Below are 24,302 nucleotides of genomic sequence, written 5' to 3' on the forward strand. Positions count from 1 at the left end.
ATCAGGTTATGCTGACAAATTTGTCCAAAAATTCGGATTAAATTTGCAATCTACCACATCAAGAAAACCTATGATTTGCATGAAAAATCTGAGGAAACTGGTCTTAGTAATCTAATATACGGTCTGGCCAAGTACTTGTTTGTAAACTTCAGTATAGATGTTTTTGAAGATGAGGACGGACTTGCTAAGATTCTTCATGGTATCTGTGACACGGCTTTTTTTAACATGCTTAGTGATAGTGAAATAACGGAAAAATATGATGATGCGGGAATCGATGCGATTGTCTACATAGATAAGTATAATGAAATTATTGATCCGACTGATATTAAAGAAAGAATTTCGGGATTGTATGTCGAAAAAATTGTTTTATTTCAATCTAAGAGTAAAAATGGTCAAGTTCATGAAACATTTTCTAGTTTCACGGTAGCGGTTTCTACACTTTTGAATCACAAACAAGCTCCTCAAAAATTAAATCCGATTTTAAAGAAATTTTTCACGTTGTTTAAGGATAGGTTGTTATCTAACACAATGTTGTATCCAGCTGTTGGCTTGATTGAAAAAGGTGTTGCGCCAGAATATGAAGCAGCACTGGAACGAGCACTTAAGATGTTTCAAACTGATGGAATCCTTGAGGAGTCTAATGTGTCAGTACCTGATTCATGGCATGATTTAATATTGGATAAAAACTTAGTGAATTTTATTCCAGATGTCGAACCCATTAAAGAAGATCGGTTAGTAGTGGCTGACAAAATGGAGTATGGCTATCCGGGAACAAGTATCCAATCCTATGTTTTGATGGTTTATGTTAAAGATTATTTGAATTTTTTAACTAATCCAAGGAAGGAAAACTTACTAGAAGGATTATTTATAGATAATGTTCGTGACAATGCAGGAAATAATTCCGTTAACAAGATGATTAAAGAAACCTTTTTACAAGGACCACAAAGATTTGAAGGTGATTTTTGGTGGCTTTCAAATGGGATTACGATAATATGTGATTCAATTACTGAAAATAGTAGTAAGACTCTGGATTTAGGTTATCCAAGAATTGTAAATGGTCAACAAACATCGAGACAACTATTCGCAGCTCAATTAGATCCTGAGTTTATTGAAAATAATCCACAGTTTAGTCCGTGGAAGTTGATGGTTAAGCTATTAGTATTAAACACTGATGATACAAGTGATGAACGAAAAGATGAACTTGACGAAATAAAAAATCGAGTTATTGAGGGTGTAAACTCGCAAACGGCTATTGGAAGAAATACAATACAATTGAATAATGACTTTACAAAAACACTGCAAACATATCTAAGAAGTAGAGATGTACCTAGAGAAAAACGTGTGAATATTGAGATTCGTTCGGGAGAATATAGTAAGAATCCATTATTTAGGAATACTTCTCAGAGAATTCTGAAAGTTGAAACTATAATTCAGTATATGTTATGCAGTAATTGGTTTATTAAGGGCCTCTCAATTGGAAAGATAAGAAGTTCAAAGTCTGTTACAATTAGTAAAAACTTGGCTGAACTTTTAAATGTAATTCAAAATCGTGTCGATAATAGAGAATTATGGGTGTATTTTGTCAATGTAATTATGAGTTTTGAATTGAATTGGCAGAAGGAATTGGACAAAAATTCTGGGAAATATATATCAGGGATATGGTATTTGAAATTTGCAGTTTTCCGTCTAATGCTAGTAAACGCAGATGCAAAGTTCGATTTGGACGGGATGCATAGACTACGCGATCAGGATGGTCTAATTGTGTTCCAAGAGGGAATTTCTTGGATGAACTCGATTATGGTAGATCAAGAGAGTGAAAAAAGAGAATGGGATAATTTTTCGAAGACTGATGTATTTGAAAAATTGTTAAGAGAGAGTATTGAGAATAGAAAAAAATAGGTCAAAATTCAACGGGTGGTGAGCACATGATTTATGGAACCGGCATCGATCTGACTGACATTGAACGGATTGCTAAGTTGAACGAACGGTTCGACAGTTTCGTAGCGAAGGTGCTGACCACTAACGAACAAGCAGTCATGAACCAGCTACATGGTCGGCGGCAAATCGAGTTCTTAGCAGGGCGCTTTTCTGCGAAGGAAGCTTACAGCAAAGCATTTGGTACCGGACTTGGTAGCGCCGTTGGGTTTCAAGATGTTGAGGTGTTGGATGACGCACAAGGGAAGCCGCACTTGGCGAAGCATCCTTTCGCAGGACCTGCGCACATCTCCATTTCCCACACAGATACGATGGTCATGACCGAAGTGATTTTAGAGCAGCCAGAGGACTAACGGCTGCTTTGTTTTTGCATAAAGATAGTGAAAGAAGCGAGTAAAATGGCAAATGCACCGCAAATTATTGGGTACCACCGACCAACGGAAATTCATGTTAAGTTAGCGGCAATTACGCACAATATCGGCGAGGAACTAAAACGCACCAACCCGGGTACTGAAATGTTTGCTGTGATCAAGGCAAACGGGTACGGTCACGGTCTGATTGAAATGGCTCATGCTTGCCTAAGCGCTGGTGCGACTGGTTTATGTGTTGCAATTTTAGATGAAGCATTGGCCTTACGTGAAGCAGACATTACTGTTCCTGTACTGGTATTAGGTATTACACCAGTTCAATGGGCTGGTCTGGCGGCAGAAAATAATATTTCTCTGACAGTTGGCGATTTAGGATGGCTCCAGGCAGCCCAGGCTGTGTTAGGTGACCGCCAACTAAGTGTGCACTTAGCATTGGACACCGGGATGGGTAGAATTGGTTTTCAACATCCGGAAGAATTAGCACCAGCGGTTAGTTTTTTAACTGAGCATGGCGAACAATATGACTTTGCTGGAATCTTTACCCACTTTGCGACTGCAGATGAAGCAGATACGGCTTATTTTAAACGCCAAGTGGGGCGTTGGCAGGCAATGATGGCCGTGCTTGATGAGCGCCCGCGTTATGTCCATGTGTCCAATACGGCCACATCATTGTGGCATGAGGCTTGCAATGGTAACATGATTCGCTTTGGCGTAGGAATTTACGGGTTGAACCCTTCTGGCGGCAGCTTAACAGCACCATATGAGTTAGAACCGGCCTTGAGCTTAACCACTGAATTAGCGTTTGTTAAACAATTGGCAGCCGGGGATTCAGTTAGCTACGGTGCTACCTACACTGCTGCCCAAGATGAATGGGTTGGAACGTTACCGATTGGCTATGCCGATGGCTATCCACGGCGGATGCAAGGGTTCCATGTGCTGGTTGCTGGTCAGGAATGCGAAATTATTGGGCGAGTTTGCATGGATCAAATGATGGTGCGCTTGCCACATGAATTACCAGTTGGAACGCTGGTCACGATGGTTGGAACTGACGGTGACCATACGATTTCTCTGCAGGATGTTGCTGATTATGCAGGCACGATCCATTATGAAATCGCGACAAATCTGGGAATGCGTTTACAGCGCGTTTACGAGTAACAGCCATATTACAATTGGTATGTTTAAACGACTTTACGTGGTGGACATGCTAGAATGAACACAGCACAGGATTAGTAGTTGGTATGGATGCGGGGGAGTTTGCAATGGCAAGTGATGCACATCAAGTTCCGGTTAATCTCGATGACGCGACCTTAACCGAGCTCAAAACGTACTGTGAGTTCTTCAGCCTGGATCAAAATGATTTAATTAATAATGTTTTGAGCCATTTCTTAGCTGACCATGAGTCGATTGATTTAAACCAGTTAGCGCTGGGCTATCAAGCAATGGGTCAGTTGAACGAAGAAATTGCCGACGAGTTTTCCCTAACGGAAGCCGAGGCAGCAAGCATTGACCAGTAGTCGTGTGTGACCTGGTTCTGGAGCATTGTGCTCCACCTACATATAAGTTAGAAGGAAGTGTCCCATTTGGCAGCAGTAGAGATTAAACGGGGCGACATATTTTACGCAGACCTTTCACCGGTCGTGGGCTCCGAACAAGGGGGCATGCGGCCGGTGCTGATTGTCCAAAACAATATTGGCAATCATTACAGTCCGACCGTGATTGTGGCCGCCATTACAGCACGGATCAGTAAGCCTAAGATGCCAACACATATCGGTATCCCCGCTGACGCAAACGGGGTTGGCAAAGATTCTGTAATTTTGTTAGAGCAAATTCGCACTATTGATAAGCAACGTTTGCGTGACCGTGTGACACATTTGGAAGATAGTGTGATGGAAAATGTGGATCACGCGCTGGGTATTAGCGTTGGATTAGTGGATAGGGAATGAGAAGAGAGTGCGAAAAAGACCGGGTAGCTTCCGAGCAATTGCAGGCAGGGCGGTAGGATCGTGAAACGATTCGGACGGTCGGCAGGCAATGCACAGGAAGGTGGTCTTTGTAGCACGTTTTGACCATATATAAGACAATAACTTAACCACAAAAAATATCCCGTAAAGCTACTATTAAACAGCTTTACGGGATATTTTTGTTGCTTGTTTTTAACTATTATATGGTCGAAACGTGCTCCCAGACCTTGAATCGCTGTGCATTGCCTGTTCGCCGTCCGTGGCTAAAGCCACTACCGCCGCACCTGCAATTGCTCGGATTCAGACCAGGTCTGCTCGCACTCTTTTTCTTTTTATTCTGCCTTCAAGTTCTCAATTTCTGAAACCCGAAAAGACTTCCGATTCAACGCCTTAACGATCTTATTACAGCGTTCTTCATCCACGTCAGCGGGCAGGGTGAATAATGTTCGACGAACCAATTCGCCAGCCTGTACATCCAGCGTCATACAAGATGCAATTGACGAGTACTTTGTGATGATTTTTGAGATGTTCGTCAAATCACCACGTTCCCCTTGAGAAACAACTGTTAGTACATAACTACCAACGTTGAAGTTCCAACTTTGTGACAGCATGTCTAACAGACGAGTGTGGGTCAAAATGCCGTAGAAGTAGTTATTTTCATCTAAAACAGCGATGTAAGGTAAATCTTTGATAGAAAAGAAGACCTTGAAGAACGCGTCATTGATTGAAATAAACTTTGTGGCGTTTTTCAATAATGTTGTGACTGGCAAACTCATGTCACCACCACGAGACTTGTGACGGTAAATGTGCATTTTGTAAATGTTTCCGCGGAAAATTTTGCCAGTTTCGTCCAGAATTGGCACACATCGGAAGCCTGAATCTTCCAATACTTTGAGGGCCTCTTCCAGAGTGACATCTTCACGCACCGTAGTGATGCTGTCATATGGTTTGACGAGTGTTTTAAGTAACATGGATTGTCCTCCGTAGATTAAAAAATGGTAAGAAATATTAATTTCATCATACCATATTTAAAGTGATAAGTGGTTCCGAATTGCACCAGCCACGCGAATTAACGCTTGTCTAAGGTTCGTAGCATGGGGTAGTCATATGATTATGAGCTTGCTTACGATTATCACGCAATTAATACTTTATCCAAGAGGTACTGAACATGACATTTGGTGAGAAAATCAGAAGCATTCGTGGCCGTGAACGACTAACACAACAGGGACTAGCAGATGTGTTATTTGTATCACGTAAGACAGTTTCTAGTTGGGAAAACGGCCGGAGTTATCCAGATATTCATACCTTAATCATGATCAGTGACCGCTATAATCTTACTTTGGATGTTTTATTGCGGGAGGATGTTAACATGCTGGAAAAATATGATCAAGATCGTCGCCTGAGTCAGCGTGACGAAAAACTGTTCAAAATTAGTTATTGGTTGAATGTGCCATTGATTTTATTGACATATGCGACCTTTGTGTTGCCAGAGATTCCATTTCACGCGTTCCTTACGCTGTCGTCGGCAGTGGTATTTTTTGTGTTGGTGACGCATTTGCCGATTACTGAACGAAAACTTAGAAAGCGTGTGTCAGGTTTATCAGTGCTATTTTTTGTTGCTTTATTACTGCTGACCGGTTTCTTAGCGGCACAAACCTTATTTCCAATTACATATCCGACCGGCGTTTCTAGCCCGACTGCATATGCAATTGGATTAGTTGTGGCCGTTGCTTTGCGCACGGTTGTACCGACGGCGGGGGTTGCCGTAGCATTGCTTTTAAATCCCAAAAAAGATCACTAAAATAGTCATAGGGGATGTTCAAATGCGTTGTAATAACTGGGTTAAATTAATTGGCACTGTCGCCATTGCACTTGTATTAATTGTTTTAATTGGCTTACTAACCCCAAGAAGTCTGGCCAGTGGGTGGCGCGTGGTTATCGAAGAAACCATTTTATTCGCTGGTTTATGGGGTCTAAATCGTGTTTGGTTAAAGCAGCCGGTTTACTTTCGGCTAACGGAAAGAAATCCACTGCGGCTGCTAGCGGTCAATTGGGTTTCAATTCTCTTATTAATCATGGTTGCTCTCATGATTACGTCCCTAAGCAAGACGCACCATGTTTATCTAGGCTTATCCATCATCATGCTGATTTTTGTGCCTGTTGCTGAAGAGTATTTAGCACGTGGGCTAGTGTTGCCACTAGCGTTTTCGGTCACTCATGGGCGCCATCAATTAGCTTGGGCAGTCGCGTTAAGTGGTTTAACGTTTGGCCTGCTGCACAGCGTTAACTTGTTCCATCAATCGTTATCGGCGACCGGGATCCAAATGTTATACACGTTTTGTCTCGGCGTGATGCTAGCCGCGATTTACTTACGCAGTGGTAGTTTATTAATGCCCATGTTATTACATGGTTTAAATGATTTTATAGCGACCTATACAAATGGGTTGGCAGAGTCAAAGACAACCCTTGGTCGTTCTTTGCCAGTGGACCTACTAATGCTGATGATCGGCATTATCCTACTGAGAAAATCACAACAGCACAGAATCAAGCTGCCATTTGCACAAACAAAAGAAAGTATGTAAATAAAAAAGCAGGCTGCGAAAGTTAATTTCGTAGCCTGCTTTATTTAATGCATTTGATTAAAGGCCAGTTTCCTTAAAGCCGTTTTCACGAACTTCTTTCAAGGTTGCAGCTGACTTTTGCATCTTTTCCATTTCACTTGCTGACAATGGTACTTCAAGGACGTGATCAAGGCCCTTGCCGTTGATGATGGCTGGGGTACCGATGAAGGTATCAGTTAAGCCATATTCACCATCAAGTGCGGCACCAACTGGTAAGATGGCGTTTTCGTCACGCAAGATAGCACGCGTGATGCGCATTAATGATGTTGCAACACCGTAGAAGGTTGCGCCTTTACGGTTGATGATTTCGTAAGCTTTGTTACGGGTCTGGTCTTCGATAGTTGCTAAGTCTTCGGCAGAAACGCCTTGTTCTTCAGCAATCTTAGTCAAAGGTTTGCCACCAATGGTAGCTTCGTCGTAGTTGGCAAATTCTGAATCGCCGTGTTCACCCATGATGTAAGCATTTACGTCACGAGCATCCACGTTGAACTTCTTACCTAAAGCAACACGTAAACGTGAAGTGTCGAGAGAAGTACCTGAACCGATCACGCGGCTCTTGTCGAAACCGGAGAACTTCCAGGTTGCGTAGGTTAAGATGTCGACAGGGTTAGCAGCAACTAAGAAGATACCGTTGAAGCCAGAGTCAACAACTGGTTTAACAATTGTTGATAAGATCTTCAGGTTCTTGTTGACCAAGTCCAACCGAGTTTCACCAGGCTTTTGTGGTGCGCCGGCGGTGATGACAACCAAGTCAGCATCCTTTGCGTCGCTGTATTCACCTGCGTAGATCTTCTTAGGTGTGAGCCATGCAAGGGTGTCTTCTAGGTCAAGTGCGTCCCCTTCAGTACGATCCTTTAAAACGTCCACAATGACAAATTCTTCAGCTAAACCTTGTTGAGCCATGGCGAATGCGTAACTAGAACCAACCGCACCGTCCCCAACGAGTAAAACTTTCTGATGATTTGCAGCCAAGATAATCATCCTTTCTGTGTTCAAAATTTTTGTATTTTAAAACCACAGTCAGTATAACATATCGGGTGCTTGTGAAACACAAATTTAAGTTGTCCTAGACCAGTGTTCCGTAAGTGTATCGCCGGTTTAAGTATGCTATAATGGGGCAACAATTACGCGTTGTTCACAAATGCATATAAGCCGTAAAATATTAATTCGATACGAATACAACACAGCTGGCCAACCGATGAAAATTCGCTGGCCGGCAATTTTGCTTTGTGGCGGAAAAATTAACAAAGGGATGGCAGACGCTTTATGAAAATGATCGTTGGATTGGGTAACATTGGTGCTGAATATGATCGGACGAGACACAATGTGGGCTTCATGGTGATTGACCAGTTGGCCGAAGAATATGGTGTGACATTTAAACGAGCGAAACAAGAGGCGTTGGTCGGCACGGCATTAATCAATAACGAAAAGGTGCTGTTGGTTAAACCCACCACCTACATGAATGATTCAGGACGTGCGGTGCATCCTCTGATGGAATACTACAATCTAACCATTGACGACATCATCATCGTGCATGATGATATGGATTTACCAGTTGGTAAGATTCGGTTACGTCAAAAAGGATCAGCCGGCGGTCATAATGGGATTAAAAGTATTATTGCCCATGTTGGTTCGCCTGCATTTAAGCGGGTTCGTGTCGGCATCGACCACCCAACGCGCAGCAGTGTCGTTGACTATGTGTTAGGTCGTTTCACCCAGGCACAGACGTTGGATATTCATGCTGGGATGGATCATGCACAGGCTGCATTAGAAAGTTGGTTGTCAGGCACGAAATTTAATGAAGTAATGAATGAATTTAATTAGCTGAAACGAAAGGTTAACTGATGGAATTACAGGACTTTATGCGGCGGGCACCAGAGTATCAACAGGTGGTTGCAGCAACGAACAAGACGCGGCAATTGATCACTGGCATCAGTGGTTCTGCGCGCACGTTGATGATCAGTACGTTGTTTCAGGACAATGCACAGTCAATGCTGATCGTCACTGATACGGCATTTCATGCGGGTCAATTAGTGGATGACCTACAAAATTTATTGGATGAAGAACAGGTGTTTAACTTTCCTGCCGAAGAAATGCTGGCGACAGAAATAGCAACGAGCTCTCCAGAATCACGAGCTGATCGTGTGCGCGCATTACATGCGTTACAAGGTGCTAAACCTGTCGTTGTGGTGACTGATTTAGCTGGCTTACGTCGTTATTTGCCACAGCCTGAGGTGTTTAAACAAGCTAGTTTAGACATCAAAACTGGTGGCGACTATGAGATGAGTGCGTTACAGGCAAAACTGCATGAAATGGGCTATGTACATGAACAGTTAGTTGCACGTCCTGGGGACTATGCGATTCGCGGTTCCATTATGGATATTTACCCGTTGGACGCAGATTATCCGGTACGGGTTGATTTCTTCGATACAGAAGTAGATTCGTTGCGTACCTTTGATCCTGCAAATCAACGGAGTCTTGAAAATGTTGATTCAGTGGCGATTTTACCAGCGACGGCGTTTATTTTGAGCGATAATGAGCTCACGACTGGGAAGACTGCGCTACGCAAACAAGTTAAAAAGCAGGCGGAAACACTGACTGGCGATGATCAAAAAGCGCTGATCAGTCATTTTGACGTGCTGTTGGCCGATGATGCAACGCCAAGCAGTACGCCTGAGCTGAGTCTGTACGCAGCTAGTTTTTATAGCCACGCAGCCGGGTTGACCGATTATCTGAGCGCGGATGGCTTAGTCCTATTAGACGATTACAGTCGTTTACTAGATGCGGATCGTCGGATTAGTGAAGATGAAGCTGGCTGGGTGACAGATCGGTTGCGGACGCATGAAATGATTCCAGATCAGGAACTAGGCCTTGATTTTCGTGCAGTTGTACGGGAATTAACGCAGCCACAATTGTTCTTTTCGCTGTTTCAAAAAGGGATGGGGAACATCCGCTTTAGTCAGCTGACGAACTTTACGAGCAGAGACATGCAGAAGTTCTTTAGTCAGCTGCCAGTTTTGAAGACTGAAATTGAGCGCTGGCAAAAACAGCAACAGACCGTGGTTATCATGGTTAATAGCGAAGAACGAATCAGCAAAGTGAACGATACGCTGCATGACTTTGGCATTAAGGCCAGCCTTGATAAGGTGACGAATCTCACGGCTGGCAACGTGAAAGTGGTTCCAGCAACGCTGCAATCTGGCTTTGAACTGCCAGGTGGCAAGCTTGTTGTCGTCACTGAAAATGAAATGTTTGCCAAAGTCACCAAGAAACGTGCCCGTCGGCAAACACTTGCCAATGCTGAACGTTTGCGTAGTTATACAGAACTAAAACCAGGTGATTACGTGGTTCACGTGAACCATGGGATCGGTCAGTTTAAAGGGATGCAGACGATGGAAGTTGATGGTGTGCATCAGGATTACATCACCATTGACTACCAAAACAACGCGCAGATTTTCATTCCTGTGACACAGTTGAATCTCATTCAAAAGTACGTTTCTGCCGAGGATAAAAAGCCGAAGATTAACAAATTAGGCGGTACGGAATGGGCAAAAACCAAACGTAGCGTGCAACGGCGGATTGAAGACATTGCTGATGAGCTGGTTGAACTCTATGCCCAACGTGAGGCACAAAAAGGGCATGCGTTTCCCAAAGATGATACGTATCAAGAAGAATTTGAAGCAGCCTTTCCATATGCTGAAACACCAGACCAATTGCGAAGCACCGATGAAATCAAACATGATATGGAACGGTCAAAACCGATGGATCGCTTGTTGGTCGGGGATGTTGGTTTTGGAAAGACGGAAGTTGCCTTACGGGCGGCGTTTAAGGCGATTGAAGACCAACGCCAAGTTGCCTTTCTAGTACCGACGACGATTTTGGCGCAACAACATTACGACACGATGGTGGCAAGATTTGAAGGCTTCCCTGTTAAAATTGGCATTTTGTCACGGTTTGATACACCGGCTCAGATTAAGGAAACGCTAGCTGGGTTGAAGGCAGGGGATATCGATATCGTTGTCGGAACGCACCGTTTGTTGTCAAAAGACGTCGAATTCAAAGACTTGGGCCTACTGTTAGTCGATGAAGAACAACGATTTGGGGTTAAACATAAGGAACGAATCAAGCAAATGCGGTCATCTGTCGATGTGTTGACCCTGACTGCGACGCCGATTCCGCGGACCTTAAACATGTCGATGATTGGGGTGCGGGATTTATCCGTTATTGAAACACCACCGGCGAACCGGTATCCGATTCAAACGTATGTTATGGAAAGTAGTCCGGCTGCGTTGCAAGATGGGATCGCCCGCGAATTGGCACGAGGTGGACAAGTGTTCTATCTCCATAACCGGGTCGATGATATTGAGGTGGTGACGGACCACATTCGTGAACTGGTACCGGATGCACGAGTTGGCTACATTCATGGTCAAATGAGTGAAAGCCAGCTAGAAACCATCTTGTATGACTTTATTCGCGGTGAATACGATGTGCTGGTAACCACCACGATTATTGAAACAGGGGTGGATATCCCCAACGTTAATACGTTATTTGTTGAAAATGCGGATCATATGGGTTTGTCCCAGCTGTATCAATTACGTGGCCGGATTGGCCGGAGTAATCGAGTGGCCTACGCATACTTTACCTATCAACCGAATAAAGTGTTGACTGAGGAAAGTGAAAAACGGTTAGAAGCCATTCGTGACTTTACGGAGTTAGGGTCTGGTTTTAAAATTGCCATGCGTGATTTGTCAATTCGCGGTGCTGGGAACCTATTAGGTCAGCAACAGCATGGCTTCATTGATTCTGTCGGCTATGATCTTTACACGCAGATGCTGTCACAAGCAGTGGCCAAGAAACGGGGACAATCGGTTCAAGTTCGTTCCGATGCTGAAATTGAACTCGGCATTGAGGCTTACTTGCCCGATACGTACATTACGGATCAACGGCAGAAAATTGAAATTTACAAGCGGATTCGTGAGCTGGAAAATGATGATCAATACGTTGAAATTGACGAAGATCTGATTGACCGGTTTGGTGATTATCCGGTTGAAGTTGCCAACTTATTAGCAGTTGGGAAACTTAAAATGACGGCTGATGCGGCTTTGATCAGTAAGATTCGGCGTATTGACGATAACTTGACGGTCACTTTAACGACGCAAGGTAGTCAGCAGTTTAGTGGCGAGGACATCTTTAAAGCGTTATCCAACACGAAGCTACGTGCCACCGTCAGTGATAATAGTGGTGTACTAGTGGTCAAATTAGTTATTCAGCCGAAGATGACCGAAGCGCAATGGCTAGCAGGGGTAACTGCATTTGTAGATGGGTTGGCTGAACTAGCGACGGCACAACCAGTGGGCGCGACCAATGCGTCAAAGGAGTAACCATGGCCAAACGTGTTCGTAACACGCAATTGAATGGACAACGGCGCGGGCTCATTAATGGGGCCTTGTTGCTGTCTTTATCAGCCCTCATTGCCAAGGTATTAAGCGCTGTCTATCGCATTCCATTACAGAACTTAGTCGGTAACACCGGTTTTTATGTTTATCAACAGGTCTATCCACTGTATGGAATTGCAATGACATTTGCGTTAAGCGGTCTCCCTGTGTTTATTTCTAAATTAATTGCCGAGATTTCTGATCCGGTGACCCAACGGGCGGTTGCTAAGCGAATCTTTGTGATTCTGGCGGGGCTCAGTGTTGTCTTGTTCATCGGATTATTTATTGGTGCCAAGCAAATTGCGATTGGCATGGGTGATGGTGACCTCGCTTCGCTGATCCGTGTGGTGGCAGGGATGGCATTATTTATGCCGGAACTAGCAGTCGGACGTGGTTTTGCACAGGGCCGCTTCAATATGCGGCCAACCGCGATTTCTCAGGTGTTAGAGCAAGTGATTCGCGTCGCTGTGATCATTATTGTGGCCGTGCTTGCGGCGCAACAGCAATGGTCAGTTTACAAGATGGGTGCCTGGGCCATGAGTGGCGCGATTTTTGGTGCGATTGCTGCGACAGCAACCTTTATTCCTTTTTACCAACGGTTATTTCAAATGCCCGAACATGTGTCGCTTAGCGCAGATTATCGTTGGTGGACGCTGGCACGGCGTTTGTGGCAGGAAGGCGGAACCATCTGTTTATTTGCAGCGGTGGTTTTGTTACTACAGCTGGTAGATTCCTTTACGGTTAAAAAAGGTCTTGTTGATGCGGGGATGACCCAGGCAGCAGCTAAATCGTTAAAAGGGGTCTATGATCGTGCGCAACCGCTGATTCAACTAGGCTTAGTAGTCGCGACAAGTTTTTCAGCAACCTTGCTGCCAACGCTGAGTGAGGCATTGAACGGTAAGGAACGGCGTGCGTACCAAACGACACTAACGACGCTGATTCACATGAGTTTCGCGTTATCTGTGGGAGCCACTGCCGGTTTGGTGATTTTGATGCCGGTAATTAACCTCGTGCTATTTGGCAGTATGAGCGGTAGCCTAGCGCTGGCCATTTACTGCTTAAGCATCATCTTTGCTAGCTTGATCAGCACCTACAACAGTATTTTGCAGAGCATGAATCAGTATCGTTTGTCGTTGGTCGCCTTAGTCGTGGGTGTTGTCATGAAAATAGCGACGAACCATGCGGCTGTATTGGCCTGGGGAATCAACGGGGCTAGTTGGGCAACGGTTTTAGGACTGGCCAGCATGATGATTGTGTTATGGTGGGGTAGTCCAGATGATATGCGTGAGGCGTTAACACATCGTCGGTTCGTTCCACGACTGGCGGTTGCCACAGGCGCAATGGTCGTGGTGACTGGTATCGTCGGCAATGGATTATTACTGTTATTAGGTGACGGCCGGTTAACGGCAATTGTGATTGTGACGGTTGGCGTCATCAGTGGGCTAGCAACATTTATCGTGACAGCTTTGCGTGTCCATTTGTTTACGACGCGCGAGTGGCTGACCTTACCAGGTGGCCGCAGACTTTTAAAACTAATTCAAAGAGATTAAGGAGTAACAACATGCGCTTAGATAAATTTTTAAAAATTTCACGAATTATCAAACGCCGTCCGGTGGCCAAAGAAATTGCGGATCAAGGACGGATTACCATTAATGGGTCTAAGGGAAAATCTTCAAGTAACGTGAATGTGAATGATGAGTTGGTGATTTCTTTTGGGAACAAGACTCTGACAGTACAGGTTTTACAGCTGTTGGAGACGACGAAAAAAGAAGACGCTGAGAAAATGTACAAGTTGATTGACGAAAGTTACGCGACTGATTATCGTAACCAGGAATAACTGATTCTTTAAAAAACGAAACTATGTTCGCCTTAAGAACTTGTTAATCCCTTGAGCTGTAACGGAATTGTTATTTACAGACAATTTCTCCGTTGTTATACTCTAGATAGTTGTTTGAGTGTAAATTGATGACAAGTTATCTGTGGGTGAGATGCGTTATGCAAAATGATCGTTCGGTTCATCAACTGAATAATGACTACGTTGCGCGTTTGCGTGCCAGTGAAACGGCACATAAGGCGCAAAAAACGCAGATGGGACAGCGTCGTCGCAAACGGGCACTGGGTATTTTGCTTGTGTTCGCTGTGGCGTTAGTTCTTTGTCTGTGGGCATACGGTCAGAACATGGCCAGCTTACAGAAAATTAATCAGGAAACGACGACGACCAACCGCCAACTATCATCATCAAAGCAAAAAAATGGTCAGCTGAATCAACAGGTTAAACAATTGCACAACAACGATTACTTAACGCAACTGATTCGCGGCAAGTATCTGTACACGAAAAATGGCGAAGTTGTCTACAACTTGCCAAAAGATGCGAAGTAAATTGAACATGAATTTAAAATAAAAATCTTCGGTGACTCAGCGATGTAAGTAAGCTGAGTCACCGAAGATTTTTTTATAAACGAAACGGCAACTGACAATCGTCACAAAGATTCACGAATTTCCTGAGATGTTTGCGGGCAAACGCCGGCTGTGACGCAACTAACCTGCACAACGCAGTACAATTCAAGTGATGGTTTATGTTACAATCATGGTAATTTTATGGGACCATCGTAAACATTCAGGAGGATGCAGTCGTTTATGGCAGTGGCAGTCGGAGACAAAGTGACAGGTAAGGTAACAGGCATTACGAACTTTGGTGCGTTCGTCGACCTAGGCGAACACCAAAGCGGGTTGGTACACATTAGCCAAGTGTCAAATGAATACGTGAAGGATATCCACGATGTGTTGCATGTTGGGGATGAAGTAACGGTCAAAGTATTATCGATGGAAAAAGGCAAAGTTGGTCTTTCCATCAAGCAAGCAACAGAGCAACCACAAAGCGCCCATCATGAGCAGCACACTGAGCATCGACCAAGCAGCCCACGATCTGCACAAGGGCATAATGATCACGGTCATAGCAGTCGTCCACAACGAAGCGGTAATCGGCGTGATCAACCTGCTGAAGGTGGTTTTGATGGCATGATGGCAAGCTTCTTAAAGGACAGCGAACAACGGTTAGCCACTTTGAAGCATAATACTGAAGGCAAACGTGGCGGTCGAGGTGGCCGGCGCAGTTAGTTTTTTAGTCAGCATGGACAAGAATCGTCAGACATCAGAGGAAATTGACAGCGGTGAGCGATTATCGCATGGGTTGATACTGATGGGCGATTGTTGTCTTTTTTTATACATAATGTTTGAAAGGAGGCGACGAAATGGATAACGTTACAGCACAATTCAGGCAGGCTAACCAAACGCAGCATTTGTGGACCGCAAAAGATATCGTTGTGGTTGCCGTTTCTACGGGTGTCGACTCAATGGTGTTACTGTCGCTGTTTCAGTCGCTACCGGAAAGTGAACGACCACATTTGGTCGTCGCCCATGTGAACCATAAGTTACGGGCAGCCAGTGATGATGAAGAGGCTTTTCTTAAAACATACCTGGCTGAGCGAAACATTCCGCTCTTTGTCGGGACATGGTCACCTGAACAACACCCCAAGCAAGGAATCGAGGCCGCCGCACGCGCATTTCGTTATGAATTCTTTGCTGAGGTTATGGCACAAACACAAGCAACGTTGCTGGCGACGGCACATCAGAAAAATGAACAGGTTGAAACAGGGCTGATGCGCATGGCTGCTGGTCATTCGTTTACCAGCTCACTGCAGATCCCGTGGCGACGGCAGTTCGGGCATGGACAGTTAATTCGACCGTTATTGAATATTTCAAAGTTAGACTTGCGACAATTTGCAAAGCGAAATCATATTCCAAGCTTTGAGGACGCGACCAACCAGGAACTAACTGCTACTCGGAACCGGTTTCGACAGCAGATCATTCCGTTGCTGATTGAGGAAAATCCCCAATTCATCGCGGACTTTGCGAATAGTTTAACCATGCAAGCAGCCGTTAATGACTATGTGCTGACACAAGCCACCGCTATGTTAGTGGAAGTCGCCGGCTCAGTCACAAAGGTGCTAAGCCAATCGTTACCGGCAGCATTGTTATTGAAGCAGGCCTTTGCACAAGTACAGCCGAGTGTTTCAGTGACCATGGCTGCCTGGCAAAACGCCGCGCATGGTTTACAGGTTGGCCCTGCCCAGGCAGATTATCCGTTAACGGCAAATTGGATATTGCGTCGTCGCTATGATCAATTTGATTTTTTGGAAACAGAAAAAAAGCGGACGGGTACCCGACGACAAGAACAAACTATGGTACCATTGAACAAATGGACGCAACTCACTGGTGACACGGTTGTAGGTGCTTTTGATGCACAAGCGACTGTCGTCATTCAGCCAGCATGGCACAGTGCACATTTAACTGTTGAAAAGGCACAGTTGCCGTTGATGATTAGAACCGCACAACCGGATGATCGCCTGGCACTAAAAGGCGGCGGGCATCAAACGGTGCAGCGAATCTGGATCAATCAGCGGGTCACCCGTGAACAACGCGACCAGCAATTGTTGGTCGTAGGTGCTGACGGGACACCATTGTGGCTGGTTGGTCAGCGAGTTGCTGCCACATCACCAATAGATTCAACGCATCAGTTAGTCGAGATTTGCATAAACTTTGGGCAAGGAGCGAAGCATGGATAACGACATTGAGAAAACATTGTATAGTGCTGAGGACATTAAGGCAGCTGCACACCGATTGGGGATGCAGATTGCTGAGGATTATCAGGATAAACGGCCAATTTTAATTTCTGTATTAAAGGGTGCCATTTTATGGACGGTGGACGTGATGCGCGAAATGGACATCATGGCCGAAGTGGACTTTATTGACGTGTCCAGTTATCACGGTGGGCTAGCTTCCGTCGGAGAAGTTCAATTGATTCATGATCTGAGTATCGATGTTGCTGACCGTAATATCATTATTATGGAAGATATTATTGATACTGGTCGGACATTACAGTTCCTGATTGATTTGCTGAACGAACGGCATGCCAAGGATATCAAGGTTTGTACGATGCTTGATAAACCAGAAGGTCGGGTTGTTCCTGCAAAGGCAGATTATGTTGGATTCCAACTACCAAAAGAATTCGTGGTTGGCTACGGTTTAGACTACAAAGAGTTTTATCGAAACTTGCCTTATGTTGGTGTTCTGAAACCAGCAATTTATGAAAACGATTAACAGTGGATTAAAACAAGCGTTAGGTGCCTTTTGTAAGGCTACTACGCATTGTAAGTCGAACAAAAGTAATGAGACACGAAAAAATGCGTCAGTTAGCGTTATTTTTGTTTGGTCAAGATAGGTCAACTGTGCTATGATATGATTCATCAACAGGGGGCAGCCCTTAAATAACTCGATTTAACGGGTTATTCACTGAATTACGCCGTCAGGAGGCACTGTATGAACACACGCCGTAACGGACCTGTTCGCAACAGCCTGTTTTGGATTGTGATTTTACTGTCATTAATGGGAATCTTGTATTTCTTCTTTGGCAATAATTCTGGATCACAAACACAAAACATCCGCTCAAGTGAATTTGTCCGGCAATTAAAACAAGATAAGGTTAAGAACTTCCAGGTTCAACCTGCTGGTGGAGTCTACAAGATCACTGGTGAGTACCGGAAGGCACAAAAGACAACGACTGGCAGCAATTCTGGTCTGAGTCTTGGTGGTAGCCAGACGTCAACTGCAAAGGGCTTTACAAGTTCGATTTTGGAAAACAATGCCAGTGTCAAACAGGTGACGGATGCTGCTGACAAGCACAACGTTAAGATGGACACAAAGCCAGCTGAATCAAGCGGCTTTTGGATTAACTTAATTAGTTTGATCTTGCCAGTCGTCTTAATTGGGTTCTTCTTCTACATGATGATGGGGCAAGCCGGTCAAGGTGGCGCAGGCGGCCGTGGTGGTGTGACAAGCTTCGGTAAGTCTAAAGCCAAACCAGCTGATCCGAAGAGCAACACTGTGCGTTTCAGCGATGTTGCCGGTGAAGAGGAAGAAAAACAGGAATTGGTCGAAGTTGTCGAATTCCTGAAGGATCCGCACAAGTTTACGACGCTGGGTGCGCATATCCCAGCGGGTGTCTTACTTGAGGGACCTCCTGGTACTGGGAAAACGTTGCTAGCCAAAGCCGTTGCCGGTGAAGCTGGTGTACCGTTCTTCTCAATGTCAGGTTCTGACTTCGTTGAAATGTTCGTTGGGGTTGGGGCAAGCCGTGTTCGTGACCTGTTTGATCAGGCCAAGAAGAGCGCACCTTCCATTATCTTTATCGATGAAATCGACGCCGTTGGTCGGCAACGTGGCACCGGTATGGGTGGTGGCCATGATGAACGTGAACAAACATTGAACCAGTTGTTAGTTGAAATGGACGGATTCACGGGTAATGAAGGGGTCATCGTAATGGCCGCTACCAACCGTTCTGATGTCCTAGATCCAGCCTTGTTGCGTCCAGGTCGTTTCGACCGGAAGATCTTAGTTGGTCGTCCAGACGTTAAGGGTCGTGAAGCAATCTTGAAAGTTCACTCAAAGGGCAAACCATTGGCTGCTAACGTGGACTTGAAGGAAATTGCAAAGCAGACACCTGGGTTTGTCGGTGCTGATTTAGCGAACTTGCTGAACGAAGCTGCCTTGTTAGCAGCTCGTCGTGGCAAGACACAAATTGACGCTGCTGACCTTGATGAAGCTGAAGACCGTGTCATCGCAGGACCAGCTAAGCATGATCGGGTTATCTCAGAGAAGGAACGCCGGACGGTGGCCTTCCATGAAGCCGGGCATACGATTGTTGGGTTAGTCTTAAACGACGCCCGTGTCGTTCATAAAGTTACGATTGTTCCTCGTGGACGTGCTGGCGGATACGCCATCATGCTACCGCGTGAAGACCAAATGTTGATGAGCAAGAAGGATGCGAAGGAACAGATTGCCGGTTTAATGGGTGGTCGTGCTGCTGAAGCAGTCATCTTTGACTCTGAGTCATCTGGTGCTTCAAATGACTTTGAACAAGCAACACAAATTGCGCGTTCAATGGTCACCCAATATGGGATGAGCGATAAGTTGGGGATGGTTTCACTGGAAAGCGATGGTCAGCCATTCTTAGGTGCCCAATATGGACAACAACCAGCTTACTCACAAGAAACTGCTGCTTTGATTGACGAAGAAGTTCGTCGTTTAACCAGTGAAGGTTACACGGACGCACAAAACATCATTCAAAGTCACCGTGAACAACACAAGTTGATTGCGGAAGCCTTGTTGAAGTACGAAACGTTGGATGAAAAGCAAATTTTGAGTTTGTTTAACACCGGTAAGATGCCTGAAAGCCATAAGGCTGATCAGGAACCAGAAGCCGCTACGTTTGAACAAGCCAAGAGTGCGCTCGAACAACGCGAACAACAACGGGCAGCAGATCATGATGACAATGCCAGCGACTCAGCACAACCAGCAACAAGTCAGGATGCAACTTCGGCTGCTAGTGACTCAGCTGCTGCAAGTGAAGAATCAGCAAGCAGTGCTTCATCAACTGATGACCAAGATAAATAAGCGCTAAAACAAACACGGGTCGATGACGGTTATGTCATTCGGCCTGTGTTTTTGGTTTGTAAGTAGTTCTAGGTCGTGCTCGCTGCTTCTCAACTTTAATCGCACTCTGTGTTGAAACGTGCGCTTAAAGTCAAGCCGCTGTGCCGACTACGAACCGCCTACCGGGTGAAAGCACCCGTCCGGCAGTTCTAGGTCGTGCTCACTGCTTCCCGACTTTAATCGCACTCTGTGTTTTTTTCCCGTAAGTGCGGTATACTTGCTTTCAGAATTTTTCAAGGAGTAAACAATGGCAGACTATTTAGTGAAAAGTATTATTGATGATGGTAACTTTCGTGCGTATGCTGTGGATGCGACCGGTGTTGTTGCTGAGGCACAGCGTCGTCACGACACTTGGAGCGCGTCCTCTGCGGCCTTAGGGCGGACGTTAACAGCTACTTTATTATTGTCGACTTCAATGATGAAGGGACAAGAATCGATGACTGTGAAGGTTCAAGGCGATGGACCTGCGAAGGGAATTGTTGTAGACGCCGATGCACATGGTCATGTGAAGGGCTATATCGTGGAACCACACGTACATTTGCCACTGAATGACCAAGGGCACATTGACGTGAGCGGTGCTGTTGGTAAAGCAGGCGCATTGTCAGTCACAAAAAATTTAGGTTTAGATAAACCGTATACTGGGCAAGTTGGTTTAGTAAGCGGTGAAATTGGGGATGACTTTACCTATTATCTTGCTCAATCAGAACAGATTCCGTCAGCTGTCGGGGTCTCTGTCTTTGTTGAAAACGATAATTCAATTGGCGTGGCTGGTGGCTTTATGATTCAAGTATTGCCAGGCGCCAGTGATGCGGCTATTACCGAATTAGAAACAAAATTAAAAGAGATGCCATTAGTTTCACAATTGTTACGTGATGGTAAGACGCCGGAAGATATGCTGAATGATTTATTCGGCGCCGATCGGGTCAAAATTCTTGAGAAGGTTCCAGTTGCCTTTCAGTGTGACTGTTCGAAAGAAAAATTTGCGACCGATTTGGCTAGTTTGCCAGATAAAGATATTAACGAAATGATTGCTGAAGACCATGGTGCAGAGGCAGTGTGCCGCTTTTGTGGTAACAAGTATGCCTTTAGTGAAGCAGATTTAAACGACATTTTAGCAAGTAAGAACGCGTAAGCAGCGGAGGAAAAACATGAAGTGGAAGATTGGCGACATTGAAATTCCGAACCAAATCGTGGTGGCACCAATGGCCGGCGTGACTAATTCAGCCTTTCGGGTCATTTGTAAGGAGTTTGGTGCAGGGCTCGTGGTGTGTGAAATGATCTCTGACCGCGGAATTTTATACCAAAACAAGAAGACCCTTTCCATGATGAAGGTTGAAGAAGTGGAACATCCCATGAGTATTCAGATCTTTGGTGGGACAAAGGAGACTTTGGTGCAGGCGGCGGAATACGTTGACCAACACACTGAAGCTGATATTATCGACATCAACATGGGCTGCCCTGTGAACAAAGTCGTTAAGACGGATGCTGGTGCGCGGTGGTTACTTGATCCGAACAAGGTATATGAAATGGTTTCTTATGTAACCGATGCTGTGAAGAAGCCGGTTACGGTTAAAATGCGGACTGGTTGGGATCCTGACCATATTTACGCGGTGGAAAATGCCTTGGCTGCTGAACGTGGTGGCGCGGCTGCTTTAGCTATGCATGGTCGGACCCGGTTCCAATTCTATGAAGGACACTCTGACTGGAGCGTTTTACATGATGTTGCAGAGCAAATCCACATTCCGTTTATGGGAAATGGGGACATCACCACACCACAAGAAGCAAAGCAGATGATTGAAGAAGTCGGCGCTGACGCTGCGATGGTTGGCCGTGCAGCTGAGGGGAATCCTTGGGTATTGGGACAAATGGCCCATTACCTGGAAACTGGCGAGATTTTGCCAGAGCCAACAGCTGCTGAAAAAGTAGCAACCGCTAAAGAACATTTGCAACGACTCGTTGATTTAAAGGGCGAACACGTTGGTCCTCGTGAATTCCGTGGCCAAGCAACGTACTACCTAAAGGGGATTTCTCACTCTGCCCGAACCAAAGTTGCGTTGAACAACGCCGAGTCCCAACAAGAGATGATCGACATTTTCGATCAGTTCTTGGACAAGCTGGATGACCGTGCTGCACGGGAAACTTCACAAGTTGTTCGTTCAACCGTTGTGAAGTAGTGTAAAATAACAATGAGTGAAAACGACAGAAGTGAGGGATTAATGTGGCAAAGCAAGAATTAGATATGAACGATCAAATGAAAGTTCGTCGTGACAAGCTGACTGAGCTACGCGATGAAGGTGTTGAACCATTCGGTCATCGGTTTGACCGCAGTCATTTGGCAGCCCAATTGCATGAACAATTTGGTGAAGACGACAAGGAAACACTCGAGGAAACACCTCATGAAGTAACCATTGCCGGTCGGATGATGTCCAAACGTGGTAAGGGTAAGGTTGGTTTTGCTGACCTGCGCGACCGTAGCGGCCGGATTCAGATTTATGTTCGTAAAGACATGATTGGCGAAGAAATGTATCACATCTTCAAACGTTCTGATATCGGTGACTTCATCGGGATCAAGGGTGATGTGATCAAGACGGATATGGGTGAATTGACTGTTCGGGCCCAAGAATTAACGTTCTTGAGTAAGGCATTACGGCCATTACCTGATAAATTCCATGGTTTGACGAACCAGGAGCAAATCTACCGGCAACGGTATTTGGACCTGATCTCAAACGAGGAAAGCTTTGATCGATTCAAGAAACGGTCAAAGATCATCAGTGCTGTGCGTCATTATTTGGACAGTTTGGATTTCCAAGAAGTCGAAACACCAGTGCTACATAACATTGCCGGTGGTGCTGCTGCTCGGCCATTTATTACTCATCACAACGCCTTGAACATCGAATTGTACCTGCGGATTGCGTTGGAACTACATTTGAAGCGATTGATTGTTGGTGGGATGGAACGTGTCTACGAAATCGGTCGGGTATTCCGGAACGAAGGAATCGACACACGTCATAACCCTGAATTTACAATGTTAGAATCTTATGTTGCTTACTGGGACTTTCATGATGTGATGGATGAAACAGAAGGTATTTTCAAGGCGGCTGCTAAGGCTGTTACCGAAGATGCCGTGGTTGAATACCAAGGCAACACGGTTGATTTGAACAAGCCTTTCCGCCGTTTGCACATGGTCGACGCTGTCAAGGAAGCAACTGGTATCGACTTCTGGCAACCAATGTCACTAGATGATGCGAAGAAGTTAGCTGCGGATAATGGAATCCATGTCGAATCATTCTGGACGGTGGGTCATATTATTAATGAATTCTTTGAGGAAAAGGTCCAAGATACGCTGGTTCAACCAACGTTCATCTACGGGCATCCAGTGGAGATTTCACCACTAGCTAAGAAGAATCCGGAAGACCCTCGCTTCACGGATCGTTTTGAGTTATACATCACTGGAAACGAATTCGCGAATGCCTTTACTGAATTGAACGACCCAATTGATCAACGGGAACGTTTCGAACAGCAGGCAAAGGAACGCGACGCCGGGGATGACGAAGCCCAACTGATTGACGAAGACTTCGTTGAATCATTGGAATATGGTATGCCACCAACTGGTGGTCTAGGAATCGGGATTGACCGGTTGGTGATGTTGCTGACTGATGCGCCTTCGATTCGTGACGTATTGTTGTTCCCAACAATGCGGTCAGAAGACAACAGTGAAGAGTAATCGATAGTGAATACGAAAAACGTTGGCCATGTGCCAACGTTTTTTTGTACATACGTAATTAATGAACTGGAAGCACACTGTTTTGAATTTATTGTCAGTGAGGAGGTGAAGTGCTTCACTGTGATGCATCAATGTATGCTAAGTGATGACGATGTGAGTAACGGAACGGTAGTTGGAAATAAGCTATAGTAGAACGACAATGAACGTTTAAATCGAAAGCCGTCAGTGACGTGTCTGATTAATATGTTTGAGTCGATGGCGAATGAACGATGTCTGCACGCAATTGCTTTTTAGAAGCGAAGGCCTACATAATTCAACGAGATCTTCTTAGTAGTGGTAAGAGGCATGAAAGACATCAAATAGTAAATAATAGTCGCCTAGATGGTGTTACTTTTCCCCGTGATTGCGTTAAAATGATTAAGGTTAGTTAAAGCGCAAAGATAAATGTATTTTAGCCTTGACCGATGTCCGCATAACTGGTATCTTAATAAACGTTGTCAAAACAACACAGGTAAATTTGCCGGTGCCGTTTTAATAACTAGACCAATTAGAAAGCATTCAAATGTTTTTACAAATTGGTTGTTGACATCATCATCTTAGATTGATATGATGTTCTAGTCAGCTAAGGCATACCAATTGCATTAGCGAATGTAGATCTTTGAAAACTGAACAATGTTAAGACGAAACAAATGTGTGAGGTCTTTGAA

The 24,302-nt window shown here is 45.0% G+C and carries 21 protein-coding genes; 19 read left to right on the top strand and 2 right to left on the bottom strand.

Annotated elements, in window-relative coordinates; genetic code table 11:
- Nucleotides 1–75 precede the first annotated feature (75 nt).
- From IV55_RS09365 to IV55_RS09385, 5 genes are all read left to right on the top strand, one after another.
- Nucleotides 76–1,899, top strand: coding sequence for an AIPR family protein (locus IV55_RS09365; protein WP_057811589.1), 1,824 nt, complete (start codon nucleotides 76–78; stop codon nucleotides 1,897–1,899).
- A 26-nt stretch (nucleotides 1,900–1,925) separates the two neighbouring features.
- On the top strand, nucleotides 1,926–2,288 hold the full coding sequence (gene acpS, locus IV55_RS09370; protein WP_057811591.1) for a holo-ACP synthase: 363 nt from the start codon (nucleotides 1,926–1,928) through the stop codon (nucleotides 2,286–2,288).
- A 45-nt stretch (nucleotides 2,289–2,333) separates the two neighbouring features.
- Complete coding sequence (gene alr / locus IV55_RS09375) at nucleotides 2,334–3,458, top strand: alanine racemase (RefSeq protein ID WP_057811593.1); 1,125 nt, start codon at nucleotides 2,334–2,336, stop codon at nucleotides 3,456–3,458.
- Between the two features lie 104 nt (nucleotides 3,459–3,562).
- Nucleotides 3,563–3,817 (top strand): hypothetical protein, encoded by a 255-nt coding sequence (locus IV55_RS09380; RefSeq protein ID WP_057811595.1) that lies wholly within the window; start codon nucleotides 3,563–3,565, stop codon nucleotides 3,815–3,817.
- A 66-nt stretch (nucleotides 3,818–3,883) separates the two neighbouring features.
- Nucleotides 3,884–4,246, top strand: a complete 363-nt coding sequence (locus IV55_RS09385) for a type II toxin-antitoxin system PemK/MazF family toxin (protein ID WP_057811597.1) — start codon at nucleotides 3,884–3,886, stop codon at nucleotides 4,244–4,246.
- Nucleotides 4,247–4,596: 350 nt separating this feature from the next.
- Here IV55_RS09385 and cbpA read toward each other — a convergent pair whose 3' ends face one another.
- Nucleotides 4,597–5,235, bottom strand: coding sequence for a cyclic di-AMP binding protein CbpA (gene cbpA, locus IV55_RS09390; protein ID WP_057811599.1), 639 nt, complete (start codon nucleotides 5,233–5,235; stop codon nucleotides 4,597–4,599).
- Between the two features lie 197 nt (nucleotides 5,236–5,432).
- Here cbpA and IV55_RS09395 point away from each other — a divergent pair, with 197 nt between their 5' ends.
- Both IV55_RS09395 and IV55_RS09400 read left to right on the top strand, forming a co-directional pair.
- Nucleotides 5,433–6,065 (top strand): helix-turn-helix domain-containing protein, encoded by a 633-nt coding sequence (locus tag IV55_RS09395; RefSeq protein ID WP_057811601.1) that lies wholly within the window; start codon nucleotides 5,433–5,435, stop codon nucleotides 6,063–6,065.
- Nucleotides 6,066–6,087: 22 nt separating this feature from the next.
- Complete coding sequence (locus IV55_RS09400) at nucleotides 6,088–6,846, top strand: CPBP family intramembrane glutamic endopeptidase (protein WP_057811603.1); 759 nt, start codon at nucleotides 6,088–6,090, stop codon at nucleotides 6,844–6,846.
- A 57-nt stretch (nucleotides 6,847–6,903) separates the two neighbouring features.
- Here the strand turns inward: IV55_RS09400 and IV55_RS09405 are convergent, their stop codons facing one another.
- The gene (locus IV55_RS09405; protein WP_057811604.1) at nucleotides 6,904–7,866 is read right to left on the bottom strand and encodes an L-lactate dehydrogenase; all 963 of its coding nucleotides are present in this window, start codon (nucleotides 7,864–7,866) and stop codon (nucleotides 6,904–6,906) included.
- Between the two features lie 285 nt (nucleotides 7,867–8,151).
- On the opposite strand from IV55_RS09405, the gene pth reads away from it, so the two are divergent.
- The 12 genes from pth to lysS all read left to right on the top strand — a co-directional run bounded on the left by pth (nucleotide 8,152) and on the right by lysS (nucleotide 23,595).
- Nucleotides 8,152–8,709, top strand: coding sequence for an aminoacyl-tRNA hydrolase (gene pth / locus IV55_RS09410; protein WP_057811606.1), 558 nt, complete (start codon nucleotides 8,152–8,154; stop codon nucleotides 8,707–8,709).
- Between the two features lie 20 nt (nucleotides 8,710–8,729).
- Entirely contained in the window at nucleotides 8,730–12,266 is a 3,537-nt protein-coding gene (mfd, locus tag IV55_RS09415; RefSeq protein WP_057811607.1) for a transcription-repair coupling factor, read from the top strand.
- Between the two features lie 2 nt (nucleotides 12,267–12,268).
- Nucleotides 12,269–13,870: a putative polysaccharide biosynthesis protein gene (locus IV55_RS09420; RefSeq protein ID WP_057811609.1), complete on the top strand. Its 1,602-nt coding sequence runs from the start codon at nucleotides 12,269–12,271 to the stop codon at nucleotides 13,868–13,870.
- 11 nt (nucleotides 13,871–13,881) lie between these two features.
- Nucleotides 13,882–14,157: an RNA-binding S4 domain-containing protein gene (locus tag IV55_RS09425; RefSeq protein WP_057811611.1), complete on the top strand. Its 276-nt coding sequence runs from the start codon at nucleotides 13,882–13,884 to the stop codon at nucleotides 14,155–14,157.
- A gap of 158 nt (nucleotides 14,158–14,315) precedes the next feature.
- Nucleotides 14,316–14,699 carry an FtsB family cell division protein gene (locus IV55_RS09430; protein ID WP_057811613.1) on the top strand — a complete coding sequence of 128 codons (384 nt, stop codon included), beginning with the start codon at nucleotides 14,316–14,318 and terminating at the stop codon, nucleotides 14,697–14,699.
- 258 nt (nucleotides 14,700–14,957) lie between these two features.
- The gene (locus IV55_RS09435; RefSeq protein WP_057811615.1) at nucleotides 14,958–15,437 is read left to right on the top strand and encodes a S1 domain-containing RNA-binding protein; all 480 of its coding nucleotides are present in this window, start codon (nucleotides 14,958–14,960) and stop codon (nucleotides 15,435–15,437) included.
- 134 nt (nucleotides 15,438–15,571) lie between these two features.
- A complete protein-coding gene (tilS, locus tag IV55_RS09440; RefSeq protein WP_057811618.1) occupies nucleotides 15,572–16,945 on the top strand; it encodes a tRNA lysidine(34) synthetase TilS in 1,374 nt (457 codons plus the stop codon).
- Nucleotides 16,938–17,480: a hypoxanthine phosphoribosyltransferase gene (gene hpt, locus IV55_RS09445; RefSeq protein WP_057811620.1), complete on the top strand. Its 543-nt coding sequence runs from the start codon at nucleotides 16,938–16,940 to the stop codon at nucleotides 17,478–17,480. The genes tilS and hpt overlap by 8 nt, the downstream gene beginning before the upstream one ends.
- 219 nt (nucleotides 17,481–17,699) lie before the next feature.
- Nucleotides 17,700–19,832, top strand: coding sequence for an ATP-dependent zinc metalloprotease FtsH (gene ftsH, locus IV55_RS09450; protein ID WP_057811622.1), 2,133 nt, complete (start codon nucleotides 17,700–17,702; stop codon nucleotides 19,830–19,832).
- Nucleotides 19,833–20,118: 286 nt separating this feature from the next.
- Nucleotides 20,119–21,003: an Hsp33 family molecular chaperone HslO gene (gene hslO / locus IV55_RS09455; RefSeq protein ID WP_057811624.1), complete on the top strand. Its 885-nt coding sequence runs from the start codon at nucleotides 20,119–20,121 to the stop codon at nucleotides 21,001–21,003.
- Between the two features lie 16 nt (nucleotides 21,004–21,019).
- On the top strand, nucleotides 21,020–22,045 hold the full coding sequence (gene dusB / locus IV55_RS09460; RefSeq protein ID WP_057811626.1) for a tRNA dihydrouridine synthase DusB: 1,026 nt from the start codon (nucleotides 21,020–21,022) through the stop codon (nucleotides 22,043–22,045).
- A 65-nt stretch (nucleotides 22,046–22,110) separates the two neighbouring features.
- Entirely contained in the window at nucleotides 22,111–23,595 is a 1,485-nt protein-coding gene (lysS, locus tag IV55_RS09465) for a lysine--tRNA ligase (RefSeq protein WP_186808483.1), read from the top strand.
- The last annotated feature ends 707 nt before the right edge of the window (nucleotides 23,596–24,302 follow it).

It is taken from the genome of Furfurilactobacillus siliginis, from assembly GCF_001437435.1.
GTDB classification, from domain to species: domain Bacteria; phylum Bacillota; class Bacilli; order Lactobacillales; family Lactobacillaceae; genus Furfurilactobacillus; species Furfurilactobacillus siliginis.